A 24713-nucleotide genomic window follows, 5' to 3' on the forward strand; every position below is an offset into this window, starting at 1 on the left:
AGGTTGGGTCACGCCTCGAGCTGATCGCGACGTCGGGAGAGGGTGGCGGCCTCGGCGGTGTTGCCGGCGAGGGCGATGGCCCGATCGAAGGCCTGCCGGGCATCCGCACGGCGACCCACGCGACGAAGCAGTTCTGCCCGAGTGGCGTGAAAGGCGTGGTAGGCGTCGAGTGCGGAGCCGAGGGGCTCGATGATCTCCAGCGCGGCATCCGCCCCCTCGACCTCGGCGACGGCGACCGCGCGGTTGAGGGCGACGATCGGCGAGGGATCGAGACGCACGAGCTGGTCGTAGAGCGCGAGCACCTGCGACCAGTCCGTGTCGTCGGCGGTCGGTGCGTCGGTGTGCACGGCGTTGATCGCCGCGAGCAGTTGGTAGCGGCCGGGCGCAGCTGCGGCATCCAGTCGCTCGCGCACCAGCCGATGTCCTTCGGTGATGAGTGAGGCGACCCACACCGTGCGGTCCTGCTCGGCGAGCGGCGCGAGCGACCCGTCGGCGGCGATGCGCGCCGGCCGACGCGCCTCGGTGAGCAGCATCAGGGCGAGCAGGCCCGCGACCTCGCCGTCGTCGGGGAGCAGCTCGCGGACGAGCCGGGTCAGCCGGATCGCCTCGGCGGTGAGGTCGGCTCGGAGCGGGTCGGTGTCGGCGCTGGTCGCGAGGTAGCCCTCGTTGAAGACGAGGTACAGCACGGCGAGCACTCCGGTCACGCGCCTCGGCAGGTCGGCGGATGCGGGGACGCGGTAGGGGATGCGCGCGGCCGCGATCTTGCCCTTCGCCCGCGTGATCCGCTGACCCATGGTGGTCTCCTGAACGAGGAAGGCGCGTGCGATCTCGGCGACGGTCAGGCCGCCGACCAGGCGCAGCGTGAGCGCGACGCGCGCCTCCATCGACAGGGCGGGGTGGCAGCAGGTGAAGACCAGTCGCAGCCGGTCGTCGTCGATGGCGCCGAGCGGCTCTGGCGGGTCGTCGTCGTGCAGCATCAGCGCCTCCCGGTGCTTGTCGGCGCGCCGCTGCTCGCGCCGGATGCGGTCGACCGCCTTGTGGTTCGCGGTGGTCGTGAGCCATCCGCCGGGGTTGGGCGGCACACCGTCGGCCGGCCAGCGCTCGACCGCGATCGCGAACGCCTCGGCCGCGGCATCCTCGGCCACATCGAGATCACCGAATCGCCGGGCGAGCGAGGCGACCACCCGGGCCCACTCCTCGGAGTATGCGCAGGCGAGGGCCGCCTGCGCGTCAGGGTCGCTGCCGCTCACGCCGTCGATCACGCCTCCGACGCCGGCGGCGGCAGCACCGGCCGCACCTCGAGGCGCCGATTGCAGGCCTTCGACCCCTCGGCCATGAGCTCGAGCGCGATGTCGAGGTCGGGCGCCTCGATGATCCAGAGGCCGGCCATGTGCTCCTTCGACTCGATGAACGGGCCGTCGGTGAAGATGGGCTGCTCGCCGCGGCCGTCGATGACCGTGGCGGTGCTGGGTGCGGCGAGGCCCGCCGCGAAGACCCAGTGCCCTCCGGCACGGAGCTTCTCGTTGAACGCGTCGATCGCGACCATCTCCTCGGGAGTGCCCGAGTTCGTGCGGTCGTCGATCACGGAGACCAGGTACTGCATGTCACACCTCCTGCATGTCTCGGCTGCGGCATCCGTTCATGCATACACGGGCCGACCGACCGGCCGGAAGGTCTGCGCGGTGATGCCGGCGGGGAACGTGCGCGACTCGAGCAGTTCGAGCGCGACGTCGGGCCCGTCGTCGGCGAACAGTCGGATGCCGCCGCCTCCCACCACCACCGGGAACACGATCAGCGTCAACTCGTCGACGAGGCCGCGCTCCAGCAGCCATCGGATGAGCTGTCCGCTGCCGTGCACCTGCAGCTCACCGCCGGGCTTCGCCTTCAGCTTGCGAACCGCCGACTCGAGGTCGTCTCCCGGCAGCACGGTGGTGCCGGCCCAGGTCGCGTCGCTCATGGTGTTCGACGCAACGTACTTCGGCCGCGAGTTCAGCGACGACACGAACGGGCTGTCGTCGGTGCGCACTCCCCAGTACCCAGCGAAGAGGTCGCAGGTTCGCCGGCCGAACAGGAACGCGTCGGCACGCAGGTAGGAGTCGCCGATGAACTGCTCCGCCTCAGGGTCGTCGATGCCCATCGCCCATCCGCCGCGTTCGAAGCCGGGGTCGAGCACCGGGTCGTTCCCGCCGTTCGCCTGCATCACGCCGTCGACGGTGACCTGGGTGTTGGTGACGAGTCGCATGATCGAATCCCTCCCGTGGCCACCCCTCGTGGGCGGCCTCTCATCACTGCCACGAACGGGGATGCCTCGATTCGACAGGTCGGCGAAAGATTTCGAGATCCGTCGTCGTGTCATGCCGCCTGCCCTTCGCGCAGGTCGAATCGCGCACGGCCGCCGAGTCGTGGGACTTGAGCCGGGTCGACGTGCGGCGGCGGAATGAACCACACTTCGCTCGGGCCCGCGTCGATTCCCCACCCCTCCCGGTGGATCATGTGGTGGCAGAAACTGCAGAGCAAGACTCCATTCGACAGGTCGGTCGGGCCGGTATCTCGCTCCCACCATCTGATGTGGTGCGCTTCGACGTAGGCGATGTTCTGGCCGCATGAGGCGCAGCCGCCGTCGCGCTCGCCGAGCGCGAGTCGTTGCGCTCGAGTGAAGAGTCGGGCTCCTCGTCCGAGATCGAGCGGGAGACTCTCGCCGCCGAGCACGGCCGGGATGAGCTCTGCGTCGGCCGCCATGCGGCGTGCCGTGCCTGCGGAGATCGGCTGATCGAGACCGTCGGTGCGGGCGTGCCCGAGCCCGCTGACGAGCGTGTCGAGGTCGACGCGGACGACCACGGTGGTCTTCGCGAGCGGCGTGATCGTCTGGGTGCAGCCGAGCGTGTGGCGGGCAAGTGCCGCGAGCGCGTCGGCCTGAATCTGCGGGATCGACCGTTGGTCATCGACGACGGCGGTTGGATCGCCGTCGGTGGTTTCGCGGCGGCGAAGCGCGTCGCTGACGAGCGCCCCGATCGCGGCCTTCACCGGGGCGGCGCTTTCGGGGTCGAGGCGCGCGTGCAGATGCACCATGCCCCGCCCGTCTTCGCGCATCGTCAGCGAGCGCTCGGTGCGGAGCAGGTCTTCGCGTGGCTCGACGCCGTCTGGGTCCAGCCTCGCCTCCGCTTCGCGCACTCCGCGAATGAGTGTCTCGAGCGAAACCCGCGTTGCCAAGTCGACGAGCGCCGCTTCGACGATGTCGACCCTGCCCGCCTCGGCCCTCGCCGAGGCCCGGTCGAGCATCGAGGTGATCGCCGATGCTGCCCCAATACTGATCGACGCGGCCTCGAGGGCCGCCGCCACGTGCGGATGCCGTGACGGCAGGCGCTCACCGCTGAATGACTGGCGCTGCGCGGTGGCAGTGCCGACCGCGATCAGCCGCTGCGCGTCGACGCGGGACCCTCCGGTGGATGCGGCGATCAGTCGCACCGGGTTGTGGAAACCCTGCGCCTTCGCCAATCCGGTATCACCGAACTCCTGTCCGGATCGCTTCGTCACCTCGGCGGCGACCTTGGCGAGCACGACCTCGATGTCGCGGCGCACCCTGGCGAGCGCGTCGGTGACCTGGATGAGCCCGGTGTCGCTCATCTGCTCCACCTCCACCTGCGCGGCCCCGCGTATGGCGCCGCCCGCCGGCATTGAGCCCGCCCACGCCTCGCACAGCGCCGCGAAGTCGCGCTCGAGCGCGGCGAGCGGCTGCGGCTGCGGCTGCGCCTGCGAACGCGAGGTCGTGCGCTGTTCCATGCTTCGATCCTGCACCCACCCGCTGACATCGGATGACGCGCAAAATCCAGCGTCATCAGGGATTTACCTGTGGAGAACTTCGACTGAGCGCCTCCTGTGGAGGACGAGTCGCTGGCCCGGTTCCCAGAGCCCGGCTGGCGTCAAGCGGACGCCGCATACCCGCGCCGAGCTTCAAGCGCCCAGTTGATCTAGCGGGGGCCGCCCTGAGCTCACGGATGCCGCCGGCCGGCGCCGCAGCCTGATGACCGCCCCCCTACGGTCGGCGAGCGCATCGAGGCGCTGCCGCAGCCGCGCGCCTCGCCAGGCTCGTGACCGCTTCGCCAGCATAGGGTTGTCCCGTGACGCGACCGACCGAAGCCATCCCAGGACAAATCGACGTTGCCTTACACGCTCGCCGCGGGATGAGCCTGTCGGTTTGGCTGGTACTGCTTGCTGTTGCGGTCGCCGGGATCGCCATGCTCGTGTGGGCGTTCCAGGTCATGTTCGACGATCTCGACGCCAGCACATGGGGCCCTCCGCTGGTCGCCGTGGGCGGCTTCATGCTCGTGCTCATGCCGATGATCTTCGCCGGGTTCGAGGTCGGTCGCGTCGTGCGATTGCACCGAGCCGAATCAATATGGCCGGGGTCATTCGTCATCCCGTTCGTCATCACCATGCAATTGCCCAACCAGGTGGATCGGGCTGCAGCTGCGTTGGGTCAGAGACTGTACATGCCCGGGAGAGGCTTCGGCCTGTTGGTTGGGGATGCGGGAGGCGTCCGGGTTCTGTCCGGTTGGGGGTTCGCGACGGACCTCATGATTCCGCAAGCGTCGTTGAGAACCGTCGAGCTCGGTTCAATCCCGTTCCCGTTCGGAAGCGCGATGTCTGTTGATGTCGTCCTCCATACTCCCGGCGAGGAGCGGATCTCGTTCATGCCGGTACGTACGAGTCGGCCCTTCTCTGGCAAGGAACGACCTGAGATCATCGGCCAGTACGTCGAGGGGCTGAGCAAGGTCCTCGAGCTAAGGGCCACCCCGGCTTAGCGGTCGTCCTTGCACGGTCACATGTCCTCGGCCATCCGACTCGCTAGCGCTCGAGCAGGCGTGCTGCGTACGCGTTGGAGGCTGGTGCCGTGCCTGACTGCTTCGGTCGCCAATGGCCGGTGGAGTGCGGGATCGACGCGGAGGTTCACGCGCCCGGAGTACGTGCGGTCGGCGAGTGGTTCGGGGACCTCTTCTCCGGAACCGACCATGTTCGCGATCACCGACCGCACCAGGTCTTCCAGACCGCGAAGTGCGTCAATCTGCGTGGAGGCCAACCACAACGCTGGGAACTCGGCAATGGTGGCGACGAACTCACCATCGGATGTGCTCCACTCCACAGGAATAGCGGTAGTGCTCGACTGCCGGACGTTCGATCGTCTTGGTGGCGATGGACTTCGGCGATCTTCGTGCCTATTGTTTGATCTTCTCCGCCGAGGTCACGACGCCATCGGGGGCCAGAAATGGCACGACTCCTCAACGCACGCCGGGGGCGGCCCTCGCTAGCGCGGCCCGCGCCGGCCGAACAGGCCCGCGAACACCGCGTGCAGGAACGGGATCACCGACAGCGCGATCAGGATGCCGCCCCACACCGGCTCGTCGACACGAAGCAGGATGCCGCCGAGGAACAGGCCGACGAACACGACCGCCGAGACGATCCGCCCCGCGGTTTTCTCGAGCCGCGTGACCCGCTGCTCGAGTTTCGGAGCGTTCGCAACCAGGCGCCCCTCCTCGATGCGGTCGGCCAGCGCGTCGAGGCGCTGCGGCAGCCGCGCCACCGTGCCCGCGACCGACAGCGCCTGACGCCCCACGGACTGCACGAAGTTGCCGCGCTCGTCGCGCAGGAGCTGCGTGGCGTAGGGCTCGACGGCGTCCCACATGTTGAAGTCGGGGTCGAGCGAGCTGCACATGCCCGAGGTGAGCGACATCGCCCGGATGATGAGTAGGAAGTTCTCGGGCAGCGTGAACGGCAGCGCCCGCGTCACCTCCCCGAACTCGATCGCGAAGCTGCGCAGCTCGCGCTCGTCGACCTGGCGCACCTCGGCCAGGCCCATGCCGCCGAAGCGTGCGAACAGCTCGGTCATCGCCCGCTCGAGTTCGGCCGTCTCGGCCGACGGCAGCAGGATGCCGACGCTGCGGATGCTCTCGACCAGCCGCTTTCCGTCGCGCGCGGCGACCGCGAGCATGAGCTGCTGCAGGCCGCGGCGCAGCGTGTCGGGCACCTCGCCCATCATGCCGAAGTCGATGAAAGTGAGCTGGTAGGACGGCGAAGCTGATGCCGCGGCATCCGTCATGTTCGAAGAAGCCGCGGCCGCGGCATCCGTCACCCGCTCGACCGGAGAGACGGGCGTGACGAAGATGTTGCCGGGGTGCGGGTCGGCGTGGAAGAAGCCGTCGCGGAAGAGCTGGTCGAACATGACGGTCGCGAACTGCTTGGCGACGGCCTTCGGGTCGATGCCCGCCGCCAGCAGGGCGTCGCGGTCGTTGATCTTGATCGCCGTCACGTCGGCGAGGGTCAGCACGCGGCGGGTGGTGCGCTCCCACACCACCTCGGGCGCGGCGACGCGCGGATCGCCGGCGAAGCTCGCGGCGAACCGCTCGGCGTTCTGCGCTTCGTGCAGGTAGTCGATCTCCTCGAGGCTCGTGGCCGCGAACTCCTCGACGAGCGCGGGAACGTCGACGTGCCGCGCGACGAACCCCACGCGGCTGAGCCATCCGGCGACGCGGCGCAGCGCCGACAGGTCGACGTCGACGATCGTCTCGATACCCGGTCGCTGCACCTTGACGACGGCCTCATCGTATCCCACGTCGGCGGCGTCGAGCGGCGAGAGCCTGGCGCGGTGTGCTTGGCCGAGGGATGCCGCGGCCAACGGTGTCGGATCGAACTCCGCGTACGCCCGCTCGAGCCGCACGCCCAGCTCGGCCTCGGCGAGCCGCCGGATCGCGTCGAACGGCACCGGCGGCACCTCGTCTTGCAGGCCGGCGAGCTCGCGCGTGATCTCGGGCGGCAGCACGTCGAGGCGCGACGAGAGGTACTGGCCGACCTTGATCATGAGGCCGCCGAGGTCGACCGCGAGCGCGTGGAAGCGCCGCGCGATCCGCGTCAGTCGCGCCGTGCGCCCCCGCTCGGCGACCGCCCGGAACCCGATGCGCGGCAGCAGGAGCTCGTACCACCACGTCTGCGCGATGACTCGCGCGGCGAACCACAGGATCCGCCGGTAGCGGGCGCGCGTGTTCCCCACATCGGGCATCCTGCCTGCTGGATGCCGACGTGTCGAGGGCACCGGGTTCAGTCCTGGGCGAGGATCGAGTACAGCTTGCGCCGCGCGTCCTCGAGCACCTCGACTGCCTGCTTGACCTGTTCGGGTGTGCCCGTGCGGCCGACCTGGGCCGCCGCCTGCGCGAGCTCCATGCCGGCCCTCGGCAGCTCACCCGACATCCAGTGGTCGCGCGTGCCGCCGCCGCTCGCCGTGGGCCACGGTGCCGGACGATCAGCGGATGCCTCGGCCTCGGCTCTGCCCGCCTGGGTCAACGAGTAGGTCTTGCGGCCGCCCTCCTCCTCGGCGGTGATCAGCCCCTCGTCGGCGAGCAGCTGCAGGGTCGGATACACCGAGCCCGCGCTCGGCTTCCAGGCGCCGCCGCTGCGCTCGGCGATCTCGCTGATGATCTGGTAGCCGTGCATCGGCTTCTCGGCGAGCAGCGCGAGCACCGCCGCGCGCACGTCGCCGCGGGCCATCCGCGGCCCGGCCTTCTGCTCGAACATGCCGCGAAGTTGATTCAGGGCATCCCAGAGGTTCGGGCCCGGGCCGCCGCCTTGCCCCCAGTTGCCGGATGCGCCGGTGAAGCCGCCGCCGCCCATGTACGAACCGTTCATGATGACCTCCCGTGTGCGGGGCCCTGCTCGGGTCTCGACGATATATCAACGATATATCGGTTCATCGGCCGAGTGGTCGTGAGTTCTCTGTGAAGCTCGCTTCTACGATCTGCCCGACGTGCGCCACCCGCACGTCGACTCCGCGGAGCGCATCATGCCGCCCGGTCTTCGCGCAGCTCGAAGCGGGCTCGGCCGCCCAGTCGTGGGATCTGTGCCGGGTCGATGTGGGGTGGTGGGACGAACCACACCTCTCGCAGACTCGCGCGGATCTGCCATCCGTCGCGGTGGATCATGTGGTGGCAGAAGCTGCACATGAGGACTCCATTGGCGAGGTCGGTCGGACCGGTATCTCGTTCCCACCAGTCGATGTGGTGGGCTTCGACGTACCCGATGTTCTGGCCGCAGGAGGCGCAACCGCCGTCGCGTTCGCCGAGCGCGAGTCGCTGAGCCTTGGTGAACAGGCGGGCGGCTCGTCCGAGGTCGAGCGGCAGGCTGTCGCCGCCGAGCACAGCGGGAATGAGCTCGGCGTCGGCGGCCATGCGGCGGGCGGTGCCCGCTGAGACGGGCTGTTCGAGACCGTCGATGCGGGCGTGCCCGAGTCCGGTGCGCAGCGTGTCGAGATCGACCCGGACGATCACGGTGGTCTTCGCGAGCGGGGTGAGGGTCTGGGTGCAGCCGAGCGTGTGGCGTGCAAGTGCGGCGAGTGCGTCGGCTTGAAGCTGCGGAATCGTACGGTGGTCATCGATGACCGGGCGCGGCTGGCCCGCGCCCGCCGGGGCCTCGCCGGGTTCGCGTCGCCGCAGCACGTCGCTGACGAGCGCTTCGATCGCCGCCTTCACTGGTGCGGCGCTCTCGGGGTCGAGTCGCGCATGCAGGTGCACCACACCGCGGCCGTCTTCACGGATGGTCAGCGAGCGCTCCATGCGGAGCTCGTCTTCGCGGGGTTCGACGCCGTCGGGATCGAGCCGCGCTTCGGCTTCGCGCACTCCACGCAGGAGGGTCTCGAGCGGAACCTGCCCCGCGAGGTCGACCAGCGCGGCTTCGACGACCTCGGCGCGGCTCGAATCCACGCGCATCGACGCCCGGTCGAGCATCGTGGCGATCGCGGAGGCCGCCTCGATGCTGATCGCGGCCGACTCGAGGGCACTGGCGATATGCCGATGCCGCGATGGGAGCCGCTCGCCGGTGAAGATCTGCCGTTCTGCGGTGGCGGTGCCGACTGCGACCAGCCGACGCGCGTCGGCGCGCGATCCTCCGGTAGCCGCGGCCACGAGGCGGATCGGGTTATGGAACCCCTGTGTCTTGGCGAACCCAGTGTCGCCGAACTCGGGCCCGGACCGTTTCGACACCTCGGCGGCGACTCTGGCGAGCACCGCATCGACATCACGTCGCACCCTCGCCAGCGCATCGGTGACGTGCATGAGCCCGGCATCGCTGAGCTGCTCGACCTCGACCTGCGCGCCCGCGCGAACGGCGGCCCCCACCGGCGACCCGCCAGCCCACACGTCGCGCAGCACGGCGACATCTCGCTCGAGCGCAGCCAGCGCAGCGAGCTGGTGCTGCGAGACCGGGGGCTGTTCCATGCTTCGATCCTGCACCCACCCACCGACATTCAGGCGTGCCAGAAATCATCGCTGATCGGCCCGTTTCCCTGTGGAGAAGCCCTCCGCAAGGCTGCCTGTGGAGGACGAGTCGCTGGGAAGGGGGGGGGCGCCCGCGTCATCCGTCTCGCTCCACCTCCCCGGGGCCCGCCTCATCCGTCTCGCTCCACCACGCCGGGGCCCGCGTCATCCGTTTCAGGGTCACCTGGGCCGGGCCCCGACCGTCTCCAACCCGGATGCCTCCGCAACCGTCGCCCGCCGCCGCCCCGGCGCATTTGCAACGAACACCCCGGCCACGAGCACCGCCCCGCCGACCGTCTCCCACACGTTCGGCACTTGCCCGAGCAACAGCGCCGCCGACACCATCGCGACGACCGGCGCAAGCAGCACCCACGGCACCACCGACGCCGACCGGTTTCGCGCGAGCAGCCCGTGGAAGATCGCGTAGCCGACGAGCGTGCACAGCCCCGCGGTGTACAGCGTCGAGAGCAGGGGCCGCCACCCGAACGCGGCGATGCCGGCAGCGATGGCATCTGGCCCCTCGATGAGCGCCGACAGTCCGAGCGCGGGCAGCGGCACGACGAGCGACGACCACACCGTGAGCGACAGCGCGCCGAACCGCCGCGCCGGCGCGACCGGCCCGGCCCGGCGCGCCACCATGTTTCCAAGAGCCCACGACAGCGCAGCGAGCAGGCACAGCACGACCGCCAGCGCAGGCGCGTCGCCACCGCGGCCGAGGGCGACGACGCCGAGCCCCACCGTCCCGAGCAGCACCCCCGCGACCTGCAGCCGCGTCGGCCGCTCGCGCAGCGCGAGCGCCGCGACCAGGATCGTCAGCACCACCTGCGCCTGCAGCAGCAGCGCCGCGATGCCGGGCTGCAGCCCGAGCGCGATCGACGTGTAGAGCAACGCGAACTGGCCGAGGCACATGAAGAGGCCGACGCCGACGACGGTCTTCCAGCTCGCGAGCGGCCGCGGCACGACCACGACGGCGAGCGCAACCACCGCGAAGCGCACGGCGACGAAGAACAGCGGCGGGATGCCATCCATGCCCCAGTCGATGACGACGAAGTTGAAGCCCCACATCGTCGCCACCAGGGCGGCCAGCAGCATGTCGCGTCTCGTCATGTGCATTACTCTGCGCCCGCGGCATCCGGAACCACCAGCGACCATTACTGCGCCTGAATCGGTAGCATCGCTGCATGATCGATCTCGAAGCCGTGGTCGCGCTCCGGGCGGTGGCCACCAACGGCAGCGTCGCGGCAGCGGCGGACGCGCTCGGCTTCACGCCGTCGGCGGTGTCGCAGCAGATCAAGCGCCTCGAGCGCGGCACGCGGGTCGCGCTGCTCGAGCGGGCGGGTCGCGGTGTGGTGTTGACGGATGCCGGTCGCCAGCTGGTCACGTCGTCGGCGACGGTGCTCGCCGACCTCGAGCGCATCGAGGCCGACCTGCATCTCACAGGCCAGACGATGGGCCCGGATGGCGCGCCGGCGCGCCGCATCACGGGCGAGGTGCGCATCGGCGCGTTCTCGACCGCGGTGCGGGGCCTGCTGGTCGACGTGCTGCCGCGGCTGCGGGAGGAGCATCCGGAGCTACGGGTGCCGCTGCGCGAGAGCGAGCCGTGGGAGACGATCGCGCTCGTCGCGTCGGGTCAGCGGGATCTCGGCATCGTGCATCGGTGGGGTGGCGTCGCGCTCGCCATGCCCGATCACCTGGTCGAGACGCCCCTGTTCACGGATGTCGCGGACGTGATCCTGCGCCGCGAGCACCCGCTCGCGGGCCGCACCGAGCTCACCCCGGCCGACCTCGCCGAGCAGCAGTGGATCGCGACGTTCGACTCGACGATCTGCCGGCAGTGGCTGCGGCGCCTCTTCGACGGCGTCTCGAACGCGCCGCGCATCGTGCACGAGTCGATGGAGTTCGAGAACCACCTCGAGCTCGTGCGCGCCGGGCTCGGGGTGGCGCTGGTGCCGCGGATGGGGCGTCCGCCGCTGCCCGACGACCTCGTGGCGATCCCGACCGTGCGGCCGGCATCGACCCGCGGGGTGTCGGCCGTGCACCGCCGCAGCCAGGCGGACTCGCCGGCGCTGCAGGCGGTGCTGGACGCGGTGCGGGCGGGTTCGGCTGGGCCGCACGCGCCCTGAATCGGCCGGTCGTCGACGGTATTCGAGGCCCCGGACAACGCAGCGGGGCGCGTGTCCTCGTCGGGACGCCGGGCGCCTGCATGACGCCGTCGAGCGTGACGCTCTCGAACACGGTGATGGTGGCCATCGTTCGCTCCGTTGTCCGGCCGCGCGGTGCGGCCTGTCATGGGATGAACGATCGAGGGGCGGCCGAATGGACATCCGGAGGAGGAGGAGGCGGACTGCGGCGCCGCGAGGTCGCCGGAGACGGCGGTTCACCCGTCTCCAACCGCCCGCGGGTCGGCCCCGTCGCGCGCGTCGGCATAGGGCTCCCGCCGGTCGGCGTCCCACTGTGCAGCGATGCCCGCCGCCTCCGCCTCCCGCTGAGGATCGACGATGAGCACGAGCCGGTTGTCGTGGTCGCTGTACTGTACGCGGATGTCGATGCCGGCGGCGGCCAGCCGCCGGGCGAATGCCCCCAGTTGCCCGGGGCGGCCCTGATCGAGTCGAAGCATGACCACGTCGCTGATGGCGACGGGCCGGATGCCCGCCGCCTCGAGCGCGATGCGTGCGCCCTCGGCACCGGCGACGAGGAAGTGGGCGACCGCGACGCCGCCCGCCGAGAAGACTCCGCCGCCCTCCAGACTGATGCCCGCGGCGCCGAGGATCTCGGCGAAGTCGGCGAGCGAGCCCGTGCGCGGATCGAGCTCGACCGAGACATCCTGCATCGCCGCCCTCATCGTTCGGTCACCGTCTCGGTCACCGTCTCGGTCACCGTCGCGTCGATCGTGATCTCGGAGGTGAGCGAGTTCGCGATGAAGCATCGCTCGTGTGCCGTCTCGAGAGCGTGGAGCACCGCCTCGCGATCGGTGCCCGCGGGAACGCCGATGATCGGCGACAGGACGATACGGCCCACGCGAGCGGGGCTGTCGGTAAGGTCCATCGTGCCGATCGCGCGGTCTTCATAGCTGCGGATGTCGATGCCGGCTGCCGCCGCGACGGCGAGGAACGACAGCAGCTGGCACGAGCTGGCGGCCGCGACGAGCAACTGCTCGGGGTTGAGCCGTGCGTCGTCGCCGCGGAAGCGCGCATCGGCGCTGAGGTGCAGCGACGCCTCGGCCGGCGTGGCGTAGACCGTGTGGGCGCGGTCGTAGGCGCGGTAGCCCGCGCCGGTCGACCCCGACCAGGCGAGGTTGGTGAGGTGGTCGTGTCTCATGGATGCGACGCTACGCAGGAACGTTTCGGCACGCGCCGAAGTGTTCCCGAGTACCGTCGAGGCATGCCGCGGGACTTCACCACGATCGGGCGCGCGCTGTCGGCGCCGGCCCGCTCGGACATCGTCAACATCCTTATGGACGGTTCGTCCCGCCCGGCGGGCGAACTGGCGTCCGTCGCCGCCGTGAGTGCCTCGACCGCGAGCGAGCACCTGGCGGTGCTCGTCGAGGCCGGCATCCTCGTCGTGGAGACGAACGGCCGTCGACGCCTGTACCGCATCGCCGACGGCGGCATCGCCGCCGCGCTCGAGCAACTCGGCCTGCTATGCCCGCCCACCGAGGACCTCACGTACTACCGGGCGAGGGACGCGCGTCGACTCGCGGACGCCCGATTCTGCTACGACCACCTGGCCGGTCGACTGGGCGTCGCGGTGACCGACTCGATGAGCGATGCCGGATGGCTCGGGGGCGACCTCGCACTCACTGCCCGCGGCGAGACCGCCCTCGCCGAGCGCGGCATCGACCTCGCCGCGCTGCGCTCGGGACGGCGACGGCTCACCCGCGCGTGCGCGGATTGGACGGAACGGCGACCGCACCTGGCGGGGTCGCTGGGTTCGGCCGTGGCCGCGCACTTCCTCGCGCAGCAGTGGATCGAACGCGAAGTGCCGCGGGCCGTGCGCATCACCCGGGCGGGCCGCACTGCCCTGCCGAAGGAGTGGGGCGTGCCCGCGGACGCGCTGCCCGTGGCGCGCTGAATCGCGCTGCCGCGCTGAGGGCTTCCGCTTGCGAACACACCGGCGCCGCGGTGCAGTCTGCTCCGCTTATGATATGGTTTACCGGAGCATAGGAGTCGTAGTGACTGACATCGCCACGCTGGTCCGTTCGGCGCGCCGATCGCGCCGTCTGACCCAGCGCGAGCTCGCACGACGCGCCGGGCTGCCGCAGAGCCGGGTCGCCGTCGCCGAGAATGCGCACGAAGATCCGCGCTTCGACACGGCGAGCCGCCTCCTCGCGGGGGCAGGGCACCGGCTCTACGCCGCGGCGACCACGCGCGACGACGTCGCGACGATCGCAGCAGAGATCCGCTACGCGCTCGGGCGCGATGACCGGGCGCTGGCGTTCCGGTTCTTCATCCAGATGAACGACCATCTGGTGGCTGAGCGCGGGCTGCTCCGCGGCATCCTCGCCGTCACCGAGCCCGAACTGACCGGTTCGAAGACGTGGGATGCCGCGATCGCGGCGCTCGTCGAGTACCGGCTCAATCAGGAGGGCGTACCGAGCCCATCTTGGACGAGCGCGTCGACCCGGCACCTCGAGCGCGCCCGGCCCCTGATCGTCGACCCGGCCGACCCGGTGCCGCCGCCCGCTGACGTTCCGGCCGAATTCCTCGACCACGGCGTGCTCCTCTGGCGCGACTCCCTGGAGAGCGTGTGATCCTCCTCGACCGAGACGACCTCATCGACGGGCTGCGCGAACTCGTCGCAGAACTGCACGCCGCCGGCGAGCCGGTCGGCCTGCGCATCGTCGGAGGCGGAGCGTTGGCGCTGCGTCACTTCGATCGCCGCACGACGGTCGACATCGACGCGGTTCAGGTGAGCCCGGGCGACGAGGGCTCGGTCCTGGCCGCCGCCGAACGCGTGGCGGAACGCCGGGGGTGGCAGCTCGACTGGCTGAACTTCAAGGCTGCCCAGCTTGCGCCGTGGTGGGGTCGTGACATCCGCTGGGAACCGATCCACCACGACGACCTCGTGACGATCGAGGTCGCCCCGGCCGATGCCCTGCTGGCGATGAAGCTGAAGGCGAGCCGCCCCGGCCGCGACACCGACGACATTCGGCAGCTTCTGGCCGTGTGCGGCATCGACTCCGTCGAGGCGGCCGACGCGTTGTTCAGCGAGTTCTTCCCGGGCGACTCGCTGACCGACCGTGCGTGGCTCATGGTCGAGCGCATCCTTACTGGCGGGCCGCTCGTGCCTCCCGACGTGCCGCCGCCGGCCGATCTCGGGTCCGCGAACTAGTCGCCGGGTCTCGCTGGCAGCGTCGCTCAGGCCGTCGCCGCGAGCGCGCGCACGGCACGCTCGACCGCGGGGCGGACGTCGAGTTCGGGGTCGACCGTGAGTCGGTGCAGGGCCAGCCCGTCGCTCAGCGCCATGAGGGCGCGTGCGGCCGGCACGGGGTCGGGGATGCCGGCTGCGGCGATGAGCCGGTCGGTCCACTGTTCGAACTCGCGACGCTGGCGGCGCAGTGGTTCGAGGAGTTCGGGGTCGGCGGCGAGTTCGACGAAGAGTGCGTAGCGCGCCCGGGTGCGGGTCGCGGCCGGGCCGGTCTGCACGAGCAGCACGGCGCAGAGTCCCTCGGCGATCGAGTCGGGCGTCGGCTGCTCGAGCAGCTCGGGCGTGAAGTCGGCTCGCTCGAGTTCGGCCATCCAGTCGATGATGCCGGCCAGCAGGGCCCGCCGGGTGCGGAACCAGTTCGACGTCGACCCGGCGGGCAGTCCGGCCCGTTGATCGACGCGCGCATGACTGAGTGCACGCACGCCGTCGGTGCCGAGGACCTCGACCGCCGCCTCGAGGGCTCGCTCCCTGGTTGCTGCAGCCATCGGCGCCTTTCACGTCGCGTACGTCGATGAGTCTCGCACGGGCGCGCGTGACGCCGTGGCATCCGCTCGCCGTGGCATTCGCAGACCGGGTCGCTGTCGGCGGGCCGTCTCAGTCGGCTCGCCGGATCCAATCGAGCGTGAGGTTCGCGACCGCCTCGGGTGCTTCGGCGGGGAGGAGCTTGCCCCCGTCGTCGACGAACGCGAACTCGACGTCGTCGGCGAATCGCTCGGGGTTCGCGCAGAGGCGGCGGATGAGCTCCTCGTCGAACCTGGTGTTGACCCGGCCGAACGCGAAGAGCGTCGGGACGGTCAGGCGCATCCGCTTGTACACACCACGGCTCAGCCGCATCGACTCGGGGATCACCATGCCTCGGTAGAGCGCACGGACCGCCTGGTCGATGGCGGGCCGCTGCATGGGCGCGAGGTGCGCGTCGATCTCCTCCTCCGGCGTCCGTCTCGCGTTGTACTGATCGGCCCACACACCGCGGAGCGAGCTGCCGGGGCGATGCCAGAGCAGCTTCGGCATGTGCCGGAAGGCGGCGACGAGCCTGGGGCTGAACGAGATGAATCCGGGCGGCACCGAGAGCTGAACCGCCCTCCCCACGCGCTCGGGGTGGGCGTAGGCGAGCTGCATCGCGGTGATCGCCCCCATATCGTGACTGACGAGGTGCGCACGTTCGACGCCGAGCGCATCGAAGAGGGCGAGCAGGTCATGCAGTCGCGTCTCGCGCTCGATGCCGGGGTCGTCGGCTTCGGTCCAGCCGGCACCGCGAAGGTCGGGACAGATCACGCGGTAGCCCTGCTCGGCGATCAGCGGCGCGACCTGGTGCCACTGCCACCAATGCAGCGGGAAGCCGTGGAGCATGACGACGGGCTCACCGTCGCCGATGGTGGCGAGGTGGGTGCGCAGGCCCGGGGTCTCGACGATGAGGTGTTCGAACCCGGATGCCTCGGGCAGCGGCCGTGCGAGATCCGCCGGTGCGGCGATCGGTTGGGGACGAGGTTCAGGTGCACGCATGACGACTCCTTCGTCGATGCGGATTACTACGTTAGCGCGCGCCTGCCACACCCTGCGATTCGGAGTTGCGGGGTTTCCGTTCGACCTGCATCGCGGCGACCGGATCATGGTGCTCGGCTCGCGCGGTCGGGCAAGTCGACGCTGCTCGACGTGCTGACCGGTCAGACCGAAGCGGATGCCGGGACCATCCGTTGGGCGAAGGGCGTCAGGTCCGTCTCGTACAACCGGGATTGCGCCGAACTGGACCTCGATGACACCGTCGGCCACGCGGTGAACGCCTACCCGGATTCGCTGGCGTTCACGGCGACGAAGAAGCGCGTGAACCGGTTCCTGTCGATGCTGCAGTCCTCGGGGGCCGACCTGCAGCAGAAGTCGGCACCCCCTCTGGCGGCCAGCGCCCGCGTCGCGATCGCCCCATGCCTGTTCTCGGGCGCAGCCGTGATCGTGCTCGACGAGCCCACCAACCACTTCGACATCAACTCGACCCAAGTTGATGGAGCGCGCGCTCACGCATTTGCCCGGCGCGGTGATCGTGGTCTCGCACGACCGCTTCTTCGTCGACAAGCTCGCCGACCGGCTCGGGTCGAGCTGGACCGGGTCATTGCCGAAGATTAGGCAAGAGTCGCGTTGAGCAACTCGAACAGCTTCTCGAAGTGCTTCACGGATTCAGCCTTGACCGACGTGAAGAACTCCTCTTGTCGCGAAGTCAGCATGTGCGCCGGGAGTGCGTGGTTGAACTTGCCCTCGACCTCTTCGATCCGGCCTATTATCCGCCCGTGCGTTTCAGCGAGATCTGCCTCGGCGAGGTTCTTGGAGAACGTCAAATTGTACAGCCGCAGATAGTCGCTAAGCGCAAAGAGATCCTCGATATCCGAACTGTTCGGCAGCGCTTTGGCAACGTCGGACACCGCGACGATGCGCGTCTCGGAAACGCCATTTGCGCGCGCGGCAGCTTTAGTCCGATCCAGTACGGAAGCGGTCTTCTCGCCGTCAACCAGGACCGACACCTCAAGACGGCGACCCATCAGCGCGACGAATGCCGGCATGTTCGTAACACCGCCGACGGGAATAATAGACAAGCGGGAGTCGAGCGAGGTCTTCCCAATGGAAGCGAGGTGCGCGCTCATTCGCATGAGGTAGACAAAGTCCGAACTGCCTTCGACGAGCAAGTGCTGACCCCCACCTAGGAACAGATGCTGGCTGATTGTATAGCCCAGCGCGGATTCAACGGGCAGGACTGTCGCGCGGTCGGCCTTGAGGTTGACTGGCGTGACTTCGACACCGGCCCCCTGATCCTCCCTTGTGGCACGGTCGTGCACGGCACGCAGTTTCTCGTAGGCCGCGGGGTCGACCATGAACTGCGAGTGCGTCGTGTAGATCGTCTGCTTGGAGGCTCCGAGTTCGTTGAAGATGAAGTTGATGAAGTCTTTTTGAGCCTCTCCGTGCAGGCTCGTGCCGGGTTCGTCCAGAAGTACGATTACAGGATCGTCGCTGTGCTGATGGGCGCTGAACGCTGCGAAGAACGAGAAGAACCACTGGAAACCGGTCGATCGTGTCGAGAAGTTCGTTTCGACATCCCCGTGGCGGGCGTCGCGAAGCTCAATCTTGAGAATGCGGTGGTTCACGACATTCCCGTTGGGCAGCGTGTCGACCTGCACGTTGTCATCGCCGAAGACCACCGCAAGGTCTGTATTGGCCTTCCAATACTTGAACACCTCTCGGCTCAAAGTCTGAGCCTGCGGCCTGAAGTTGAGCCTTACGGCTGTCGTAATTCGTGTCGAGGAAGTCCTCCGGCTCGACCTGAGCGTGGCTCAGCAGAGATAGTACTGTTCGCTCTTCCTCCGACAGTGCGTCGGAACGCCCCGCCTTGCTTGCCAGTTCTGTCAGGTCGGTCTCGCCGGGAAGCAGGCTGTAGTTCGAGAAGTAGAAGAATTTCGGAACTCGCGCGGCGAGAGCGTTCGAGGCTTCCTGCTCCAACTCTCCCGTGAGCAGGTACCGGTGCTTTTCCGCGACAGCGGGGAACGATGACAAGGACTTTGCACGAGGAGGGGCCGACTCCTTGAGCGATTTGGCAAGCTGCTTCGCCCGCGCGATGGCGTCATCGATAGTCGCCGACCCCACCAGTTCATCAATGTCGTCCTCATCGACGGAGGCAGTGGTTCCGGCCTGTCGGATCACCGCTTCGAGGGGCGCTTCGGGGGTGACGTAGTACTTGTTGTCGTAGCTGCGCGAAACGCGTATCACGACATCGGCCGGAAGCGGCGCGGGCAACGCCTCGCGAAGAGCATCGATGTCTGCGTCCTCGACGGCGAATTCTGCGACGACAGGGCGCACCTTCTCGAGATCGTCTTTCCGCTGGTCGGCGATGAGCCTCCAGCGCGGGTACTCGGTGATGACGTCGAACGTCCGGGCGTCTCCGTTCGCCGGGTTCAATCTGTGGAGCGCCTTGAGAATTGTCGTCTTACCCGACTCGTTCTTCCCGACCAGTGCGGTGACGTCATCCTCAATCTCAATGCATTGCGGTTCGACAAAGTTCCGAAACCGCTGAATCGTCACCGCACGAAGCTTCACTGGACTATTCCCTCCGGTCCGATCTCGTACTCCAGATACTAGGGCTGGCATACGAAACGCCAGTCGCTGCCGTCGGTATGCCGATGACTTGCCTAGCCAGTTCGACGTCGCCCTTCCGCGACTGTCGAGCCATCCGGGAGTTCGGATAGACGTCGTCTTGCTAGGGACCGGGCCGAGGCCGCGCTTCGTCGTCCCAGCCGTCCCCCGGTGCAGCGAGGAATATTGCGGCCGTCCTCGCGTTAAACTTGAGCGTACCCAACTCAAGTTCCCCCAGGAGGACCTAGGTGCCCGACAACTTCAACCCCGAGGCAGGCGCGAGCTCGTTCGACGAGTTCCTCGCCCGATACCTCGCGGGTGAGCAGGCGCGGCAGGCGCGGTCGATCGACCTCAGCCGCTTCCTGACCGCCCGCACCCAGAGCATCCTGCAGCAGGCAGGGCGCTTCGCGCTCGAGCGCGGCCAGACCGAGCTCGACGCGCTGCACATCCTGCGCGTCATCGTCGAAGACGAGGCGGTCCGGCAGGCTATTCAGCGCATCGGGGTCGACCCCGAGCGCATCATCACGGCGACCGAGGCGCGTCTGCCCGCGGCCCTTGATTTCGACGAGCTCAATCGGCGGGAAGCCGTCAACGCGGCCACGATCACGCCGAGCGCGTCCCGCGCGCTGTTCCACGCGTACCAGGTGGCGCGCTCGAGCGGCTCGACGTACATCGATCCTGAGCACCTCTTCTTCGCCCTCGTGCTGGGGCAGGATGCCCCCGCCGGCCAGGTGCTGGCACGCGCCGGCGTCACCGCTGAGGCGCTGACGCAGCAGGTGCGTGAGAGCGTCATTGGCGAGGGTGACGAGGGTTTCGATACGCGGTCGACTTCGTCGAGCGCTACTCAACCCACGAGCACGCCGATGCTCGACAAGTTCGGCACCGATCTCACCGAGATGGCCCGCGAGGGTGACCTCGACCCCGTGATCGGGCGCGCCGACGAGATCGAGCAGACGATCGAGATCCTGAGCCGCCGCACGAAGAACAACCCCGTGCTGGTCGGCGAGGCCGGCGTCGGCAAGACCGCGATCGTCGAGGGACTGGCCCGCGCGATCGTCGAGGAGTCGGTGCCCGAGGCACTGCTCGGCAAGCGCGTCATCGCCCTCGACCTGCCCGGCATGCTGGCCGGCACGCGCTACCGCGGCGACTTCGAGGAGCGCCTCACCAAGACCATGGAGGAGATCGCCGACCACAAGGGCGAGCTCATCATCTTCGTCGACGAGGTGCACACCGTCGTCGGCGCGGGCGGTAGTGGCGGCGGCGAAGGCATGGACGCGGGCAACATCCTGAAGCCGCGCCTCGCGCGCGGTGAGCTGCACCTCGTCGGTGCGACCACGCTCAACGAGTACCGCCAGATCGAGAAGGATGCCGCGCTCGAGCGCCGGTTCCAGCCCGTTCGGGTTGGCGAGCCCTCGATCGAGGACTCGGTGCTGATCCTGCACGGCCTGAAGCCCGCGTATGAGGAGCACCACGGTGTCGAGTACACGGATGCCGCGCTGCGGGCGTCCGTCGAACTGAGTGCGCGCTACCTCACCGACCGCGTTCTGCCCGACAAGGCGATCGACCTGATCGACCAGGCCGGCGCGCGACTGCGCCTGAAGCTCGGCGTGAAGGTCGACGTGTCGGAGCTCATCGAGCGTCTCGCGACGCTCGAGGCCGACAAGAACGCTGCGGTCACGGCCGAGCACTACGAGGAGGCGTCGCGCATCCGCGACGAGATCTCGAAGGTGCAGGCGAAGCTCGATGAGGCGACCGCCACCGTGGGTCGAGGAGCGCCGCGAAGCGACGCGTCTCGAGACGGTGAGGGTGTGGGTCTCGATACGGCCGCTGACGCTGCCTACTCGACCAACGTCATCGACGAGGCGCAGATCGCCGCCGTGATCTCGCGGGCGACCGGCATCCCGGTGAACCGCCTCACCGAGAGCGAGCGCGAGCGCCTGGCCGACCTCGAGGGCGAGCTGCACGAGCGCGTCATCGGACAGGACGACGCCGTCACCGCCGTCGCGCGCGCCGTGCGCCGCAACCGCACGGGCATGGGCGACGCGAAGCGTCCGGTGGGATCGTTCCTGTTCCTCGGACCGACCGGCGTCGGCAAGACCGAGCTGGCGCGTGCGCTGGCCGACCGGCTGTTCGACGACGAGGGCGCGATCATCCGCTTCGACATGAGCGAGTTCGGCGAGCGGCACACCGTGTCGCGACTCGTCGGAGCTCCTCCCGGCTACGTCGGCTACGACGAGGCCGGACAGCTCACCGAGCGCGTGCGGCGCAACCCGTACTCGATCGTGCTGTTCGACGAGATCGAGAAGGCGCACCCCGACGTGTTCAACCTGCTGCTGCAGGTGCTCGACGACGGACGTCTCACCGACGGCCAGGGTCGCACGGTCGACTTCCGCAACACGGTGGTCGTGATGACCTCGAACCTCGGTTCGGAGTTCCTGGCGTCGCGGTCGGGTGCGCTCGGCTTCGTGGCATCCGCTGATGGCTCTGGTTTCTCGTCGCAGGAGGACGTGCGCCAGCGCGTCATGGGCAAGGTGCGCGAGGCCATGCGGCCCGAGTTCCTGAACCGCATCGACGAGATCGTGCTGTTCCAGAAGCTCACGCAGGACGAGCTCGCGCAGATCGTGCGCCTGATGCTGGCTGCGACCGAGAAGCGGCTCGCGGCGCGTGAGGTCACCATCGAGGTGACGGATGCCGCGGTGGCGCTCCTCGCGGAGCGCGGCTACGAGCCCGAGTACGGTGCCCGCCCGCTGCGCCGCCTGATCCAGCGCGAGATCGACGACCGCATCGCCGACCTCTTCGTCACCGGCCAGCTCGGCGACGGCGAGGGCGTGACCGTGGATGCCGCCGACGGCGAGTTCGCGGTGGCCCCCGTGCCCCGCGCCGTGCTCGCGGCGTAACCCCGCTCGGGTCGTCGAGTAGCGCCGCCGCCGGCGACGCGTATCGAGACGCACTACCAACCGAACGCCCGGTCCCAACACGAGGACCGGGCGTTCGTCGTGCAGGCCATCAGATACCTGGCCGCTCGCGGCCCGGCCGGAATCGTGGAAGACTGCGCCGCGGGAGCAAGGTGGCTCCCAATGATGCAGTTCTTGGGGGGAACATGTACTGCGCACGCGTGATGTACCGCACGACCGACGAGCCGTTCGATCACGAGTACTACGTGTCGAAGCACGTGCCGCGCTTCGTCGAGTTGCTCGGCGACCGCTGCCTGCGCCTGGAGGTGCAAACACCGACCCAGACTCCGGAATCGGCGCCCGCCGAATACGCCGCTGTTGCGTACGTCTGGCTCGACTCCCCGGATGCGATCGGACAGACGTTGGCCGAACACGGCGACGAGATCCTCGGCGACATCCCGAATTTCACCCAGTCGACCCCTGAGGTCGATTACTGGAATGTGACCGCCGCTCGCTGATCGCGACGACGGCTCGGCCTGACTACGCTGGCTCGGTCTCCATGCCCATCGCGGTCGTGCCGTCGGAGAGTACCGGCGAAATGAGGCCGAAGACGTTGTGGTCGGGGTCGAGCAGGTACCCGCCCCGGCCGATTCCAGGCCAGTCAGTAGCGGGAAGCGCCTCGGTGGCGCCCAGTTCGATGCCTCGCCGCATCAGGCCGTCGACGTCGTCGACTCCGATCACGATGTTGCAACCGTTCACTGGCGCACCGACCTCGGGCGCGGGGCCCTCGCGCTTGGTGAGCCCTCCGTTGATGCCCATGCCCGGTTGGCCGGCATTGTCGATGGCGCCCTCGCCCGTTTCGATCACCCAATAGGTGTCGCCGTACTGCGTGAACTTCCAGCCGAGCAGCTCGCTGTAGAAGTCGACGAGCCGCTGCGGCTCGGATGCGTGGATCTCGAAGTGCACGACGAGGTTCGCCATGGTGATTCCTCCCTGGTCACGGATGCCGCACACGGTACGCCGCCCCGGCGACATTCGCGACCCGCGAGCCGGCGCCCGCGCCGGAGAAGTTCGCGTCGCGGCATGGAGTGCCGAAGTGCCGAAGTGCCGAAGTACCGCGACCTCGAGAACGGAACTGCAGCTCGCCGACCGCGAGGAGGCGCTCACTGAACCCGACGGGCGAGCAGCGTCGAGTCCTCGATCTCGACCGTTGTGCCGTCGCGAACCACCGTGCGCGGACGCTGCTCGATCACGAGCGCCTCGAAGTCGTCGGGTAGGGCGGGCAACAGCTCCGCGGCGAGGAACAGCGCGTTGTGACGGCTCGCGGCGAGATGCGAGAACGCCTCCGAGGGCGCGTGGCCGACCACGAGGAGATGGCCGCCCGGCGCGACGGCCGAGGCCAGTCGGCGGGTCACATCGACCATTCCGCCGCCGGGCGGATGCAGGAAGTGCGTCGTCACGAGGTCGTACGAACGCCCCTCGGCGGCGAAGGTACGCGCGTCGACCTGCCACCATTCGGTGCGATCGGCGACCCCCGCCGCTTCCGCGTTGCGGGCTGCCCGGGCGAGACCGTTGGCGGAGAAGTCGGCACCCGTCACCCGCCAGCCGTGGCGGGCCAGCCAGATCACGTCGCCACCCTCGCCGCATCCGACGTCGAGCGCCGTGCCAGGTCTCAGCCGGGATGCCTCCGCCACGAGCTGCGGATTCGGCTTGCCGCTCCACACCGTCTCCTCGCCCGAGTACCGCTCGTCCCACGCCGGTGGCTCGAACAGATCCGTGGAAGCGGCATCCGTTTCGCTGGGCCGGTGTTCGTGATGAGCCATCGAGGTGCTTCCTTTCCGCCGGTCGATGACGACGGTACGGATGCCGCGCGCCATCCGCACACTCGATTGCCGTTTCGGCAATGGGCTCGGCGCTCGCAAGGTTCAGGGCTGCCACGGAGAACACGAGAACTCCTCAGGTCTAGCATCGAGGCGGAACCGTGAGGTGCAGGCCATGTCAGCAGGACGAGGCGAGCGCGAGCAGCCGAACGACACCGGCGGGAGGACGAACCCGCGACCCCCGGTCTGGCGCCGAGCCGGTGTGTGGGCCGGAGGCGTGGCGGCGGCGGCGCTCGCGACGGTCCTGGCCGGAACCGTCACTCAGGGCTTCGGATTGCTCCACGATCTGGTGATCATTCAGGGCGATCCCGTCAAGGTCCGGATCGACGCCGAGAACCCCGTGGAGGACGTGGTCCTCTCGTCGAATGCGACGCTGTCGGCCGACGAACTCGCCAGGCTCGCCGACCTGCCCGTGGAGGAGCAGGTCGCGTGGCTCCAGGACCAGAAGCAGGCCACCGTCGCTGGGACGCGCACGTTCACGCTGTACCTGAAGGGCAACCGTGCCGGCACGGTTCGCGTCACCGACCTGACATCTTCGGAGGAGTGCGTCCCGATCCCCGGCGGCACGCTGGTGCGGATGGTGCCCGGCCGTGGCGCCGGCGTCGATTCCGACATCGTGCATATCGATGTCGGCGAAGGCTCCTCCGATGCCTACCAGGCCGATGCAAGCGGCACGAAGAAGAACTACTTCCCCGACCGCACGATCACCCTCGCTCGCGACGAGGAGTTTCCGCTGGTCGTTCACCTCGTTCCCGATTTCAGCGGGTCGATCTGCAACGTGCGGCTGAAGATGACGGTTTGGGACGGGAATGTCGAACACCACCAGTCCGTCCCCGACGAGGGCGACGACCCGTTCGTCGTCATGTCGATCGAGCTCGAGGAGAACGAGAGCAAGTACGGCGCCGTCTACCTGGGCGGCGCGATCTGCCGTCAGTACGTGCGCGCGACGCCGAACTGGAGCATGAGCCCGCCCTGCGGCGACGGCAACTTCGCCGAGTGGTGAGACGGCGCTCCCGGACTGGTGGCCGAGGCTGATCGCTCGACCACATCGAGCAGGCATCGAGCAGGAATCGAGAAGCGGGCGTCGGCGCACGTCAATAGCGTGG

Annotated in this window: 26 protein-coding genes; 9 read left to right on the plus strand and 17 right to left on the minus strand. The window is 68.9% G+C overall.

From position 1 onward, the window contains the following. Positions 1-8: 8 nt before the first annotated feature. The 4 genes from HUS56_RS09265 to HUS56_RS09280 all read right to left on the minus strand — a co-directional run bounded on the left by HUS56_RS09265 (position 9) and on the right by HUS56_RS09280 (position 3780). Complete coding sequence (locus HUS56_RS09265) at positions 9-1250, minus strand: RNA polymerase sigma factor (protein WP_173923116.1); 1242 nt, start codon at positions 1248-1250, stop codon at positions 9-11. An 8-nt stretch (positions 1251-1258) separates the two neighbouring features. Continuing rightward, complete coding sequence (locus tag HUS56_RS09270; RefSeq protein WP_173923117.1) at positions 1259-1603, minus strand: YciI family protein; 345 nt, start codon at positions 1601-1603, stop codon at positions 1259-1261. Between the two features lie 36 nt (positions 1604-1639). After that, positions 1640-2242 (minus strand): dihydrofolate reductase family protein, encoded by a 603-nt coding sequence (locus HUS56_RS09275; RefSeq protein ID WP_173923118.1) that lies wholly within the window; start codon positions 2240-2242, stop codon positions 1640-1642. Between the two features lie 110 nt (positions 2243-2352). Next, positions 2353-3780 carry an HNH endonuclease signature motif containing protein gene (locus HUS56_RS09280; RefSeq protein WP_173923119.1) on the minus strand — a complete coding sequence of 476 codons (1428 nt, stop codon included), beginning with the start codon at positions 3778-3780 and terminating at the stop codon, positions 2353-2355. Between the two features lie 338 nt (positions 3781-4118). On the opposite strand from HUS56_RS09280, the gene HUS56_RS09285 reads away from it, so the two are divergent. Next, entirely contained in the window at positions 4119-4802 is a 684-nt protein-coding gene (locus tag HUS56_RS09285; RefSeq protein ID WP_173923120.1) for a hypothetical protein, read from the plus strand. 17 nt (positions 4803-4819) lie between these two features. Here the strand turns inward: HUS56_RS09285 and HUS56_RS17275 are convergent, their stop codons facing one another. The 5 genes from HUS56_RS17275 to HUS56_RS09310 all read right to left on the minus strand — a co-directional run bounded on the left by HUS56_RS17275 (position 4820) and on the right by HUS56_RS09310 (position 10403). Then, complete coding sequence (locus HUS56_RS17275; protein WP_254431385.1) at positions 4820-5011, minus strand: toxin-antitoxin system HicB family antitoxin; 192 nt, start codon at positions 5009-5011, stop codon at positions 4820-4822. 291 nt (positions 5012-5302) lie between these two features. Further along, positions 5303-7051, minus strand: a complete 1749-nt coding sequence (locus HUS56_RS09295; RefSeq protein ID WP_173923122.1) for an AarF/ABC1/UbiB kinase family protein — start codon at positions 7049-7051, stop codon at positions 5303-5305. Positions 7052-7089: 38 nt separating this feature from the next. After that, complete coding sequence (locus tag HUS56_RS09300; protein WP_173923123.1) at positions 7090-7674, minus strand: PadR family transcriptional regulator; 585 nt, start codon at positions 7672-7674, stop codon at positions 7090-7092. A 152-nt stretch (positions 7675-7826) separates the two neighbouring features. Beyond that, a complete protein-coding gene (locus HUS56_RS09305; protein ID WP_173923124.1) occupies positions 7827-9257 on the minus strand; it encodes a DUF222 domain-containing protein in 1431 nt (476 codons plus the stop codon). Between the two features lie 219 nt (positions 9258-9476). Further along, positions 9477-10403 (minus strand): EamA family transporter, encoded by a 927-nt coding sequence (locus HUS56_RS09310; RefSeq protein ID WP_173923125.1) that lies wholly within the window; start codon positions 10401-10403, stop codon positions 9477-9479. A gap of 74 nt (positions 10404-10477) precedes the next feature. Between HUS56_RS09310 and HUS56_RS09315 the strand changes: the two genes are divergently transcribed. After that, complete coding sequence (locus HUS56_RS09315; RefSeq protein WP_173923126.1) at positions 10478-11419, plus strand: LysR family transcriptional regulator; 942 nt, start codon at positions 10478-10480, stop codon at positions 11417-11419. A 254-nt stretch (positions 11420-11673) separates the two neighbouring features. Here the strand turns inward: HUS56_RS09315 and HUS56_RS09320 are convergent, their stop codons facing one another. Together HUS56_RS09320 and HUS56_RS09325 are read right to left on the minus strand one after the other, a co-directional pair. Next, on the minus strand, positions 11674-12126 hold the full coding sequence (locus tag HUS56_RS09320) for a hypothetical protein (RefSeq protein ID WP_173923127.1): 453 nt from the start codon (positions 12124-12126) through the stop codon (positions 11674-11676). Between the two features lie 8 nt (positions 12127-12134). Next, entirely contained in the window at positions 12135-12614 is a 480-nt protein-coding gene (locus tag HUS56_RS09325; protein ID WP_173923128.1) for an OsmC family protein, read from the minus strand. Positions 12615-12677: 63 nt separating this feature from the next. On the opposite strand from HUS56_RS09325, the gene HUS56_RS09330 reads away from it, so the two are divergent. From HUS56_RS09330 to HUS56_RS09340, 3 genes are all read left to right on the plus strand, one after another. Further along, positions 12678-13367, plus strand: coding sequence for a helix-turn-helix transcriptional regulator (locus HUS56_RS09330; protein WP_173923129.1), 690 nt, complete (start codon positions 12678-12680; stop codon positions 13365-13367). 100 nt (positions 13368-13467) lie between these two features. After that, positions 13468-14046: a helix-turn-helix domain-containing protein gene (locus tag HUS56_RS09335; RefSeq protein ID WP_217423969.1), complete on the plus strand. Its 579-nt coding sequence runs from the start codon at positions 13468-13470 to the stop codon at positions 14044-14046. After that, positions 14043-14627, plus strand: coding sequence for a DUF6036 family nucleotidyltransferase (locus HUS56_RS09340; RefSeq protein ID WP_173923131.1), 585 nt, complete (start codon positions 14043-14045; stop codon positions 14625-14627). Before HUS56_RS09335 ends, HUS56_RS09340 begins: the two co-directional genes overlap by 4 nt. A gap of 26 nt (positions 14628-14653) precedes the next feature. On the opposite strand, the gene HUS56_RS09345 is transcribed toward HUS56_RS09340, so the two are convergent. Then, a complete protein-coding gene (locus HUS56_RS09345; protein WP_173923132.1) occupies positions 14654-15208 on the minus strand; it encodes a TetR/AcrR family transcriptional regulator in 555 nt (184 codons plus the stop codon). 109 nt (positions 15209-15317) lie between these two features. Continuing rightward, positions 15318-16226: an alpha/beta fold hydrolase gene (locus tag HUS56_RS09350; RefSeq protein ID WP_173923133.1), complete on the minus strand. Its 909-nt coding sequence runs from the start codon at positions 16224-16226 to the stop codon at positions 15318-15320. Positions 16227-16376: 150 nt separating this feature from the next. Here HUS56_RS09350 and HUS56_RS09355 point away from each other — a divergent pair, with 150 nt between their 5' ends. Then, positions 16377-16841, plus strand: coding sequence for a hypothetical protein (locus tag HUS56_RS09355; RefSeq protein WP_173922898.1), 465 nt, complete (start codon positions 16377-16379; stop codon positions 16839-16841). Here HUS56_RS09355 and HUS56_RS09360 read toward each other — a convergent pair. Then, positions 16838-17905 (minus strand): ATP-dependent endonuclease, encoded by a 1068-nt coding sequence (locus HUS56_RS09360; protein ID WP_173923134.1) that lies wholly within the window; start codon positions 17903-17905, stop codon positions 16838-16840. The two genes, HUS56_RS09355 and HUS56_RS09360, sit on opposite strands and share 4 nt — an antisense overlap. After that, complete coding sequence (locus tag HUS56_RS09365) at positions 17889-18782, minus strand: AAA family ATPase (protein ID WP_217423970.1); 894 nt, start codon at positions 18780-18782, stop codon at positions 17889-17891. The genes HUS56_RS09360 and HUS56_RS09365 overlap by 17 nt, the downstream gene beginning before the upstream one ends. Positions 18783-19081: 299 nt before the next feature. Here HUS56_RS09365 and HUS56_RS09370 point away from each other — a divergent pair, with 299 nt between their 5' ends. Then, positions 19082-21730 (plus strand): ATP-dependent Clp protease ATP-binding subunit, encoded by a 2649-nt coding sequence (locus HUS56_RS09370; RefSeq protein ID WP_173923136.1) that lies wholly within the window; start codon positions 19082-19084, stop codon positions 21728-21730. A gap of 203 nt (positions 21731-21933) precedes the next feature. Next, positions 21934-22245, plus strand: a complete 312-nt coding sequence (locus HUS56_RS09375; protein ID WP_173923137.1) for an EthD family reductase — start codon at positions 21934-21936, stop codon at positions 22243-22245. A gap of 22 nt (positions 22246-22267) precedes the next feature. Here HUS56_RS09375 and HUS56_RS09380 read toward each other — a convergent pair whose 3' ends face one another. Continuing rightward, positions 22268-22708 (minus strand): VOC family protein, encoded by a 441-nt coding sequence (locus tag HUS56_RS09380; protein WP_173923138.1) that lies wholly within the window; start codon positions 22706-22708, stop codon positions 22268-22270. Between the two features lie 182 nt (positions 22709-22890). Next, positions 22891-23550, minus strand: a complete 660-nt coding sequence (locus HUS56_RS09385; RefSeq protein ID WP_173923139.1) for a bifunctional 2-polyprenyl-6-hydroxyphenol methylase/3-demethylubiquinol 3-O-methyltransferase UbiG — start codon at positions 23548-23550, stop codon at positions 22891-22893. A gap of 172 nt (positions 23551-23722) precedes the next feature. Here HUS56_RS09385 and HUS56_RS09390 point away from each other — a divergent pair, with 172 nt between their 5' ends. Continuing rightward, positions 23723-24610, plus strand: a complete 888-nt coding sequence (locus HUS56_RS09390) for a hypothetical protein (RefSeq protein ID WP_173923140.1) — start codon at positions 23723-23725, stop codon at positions 24608-24610. The last annotated feature ends 103 nt before the right edge of the window (positions 24611-24713 follow it).

Origin of the sequence: Agromyces sp. Marseille-P2726, assembly GCF_902809835.1 — a bacterium.
In the GTDB taxonomy this organism is placed as follows: domain Bacteria; phylum Actinomycetota; class Actinomycetes; order Actinomycetales; family Microbacteriaceae; genus Agromyces.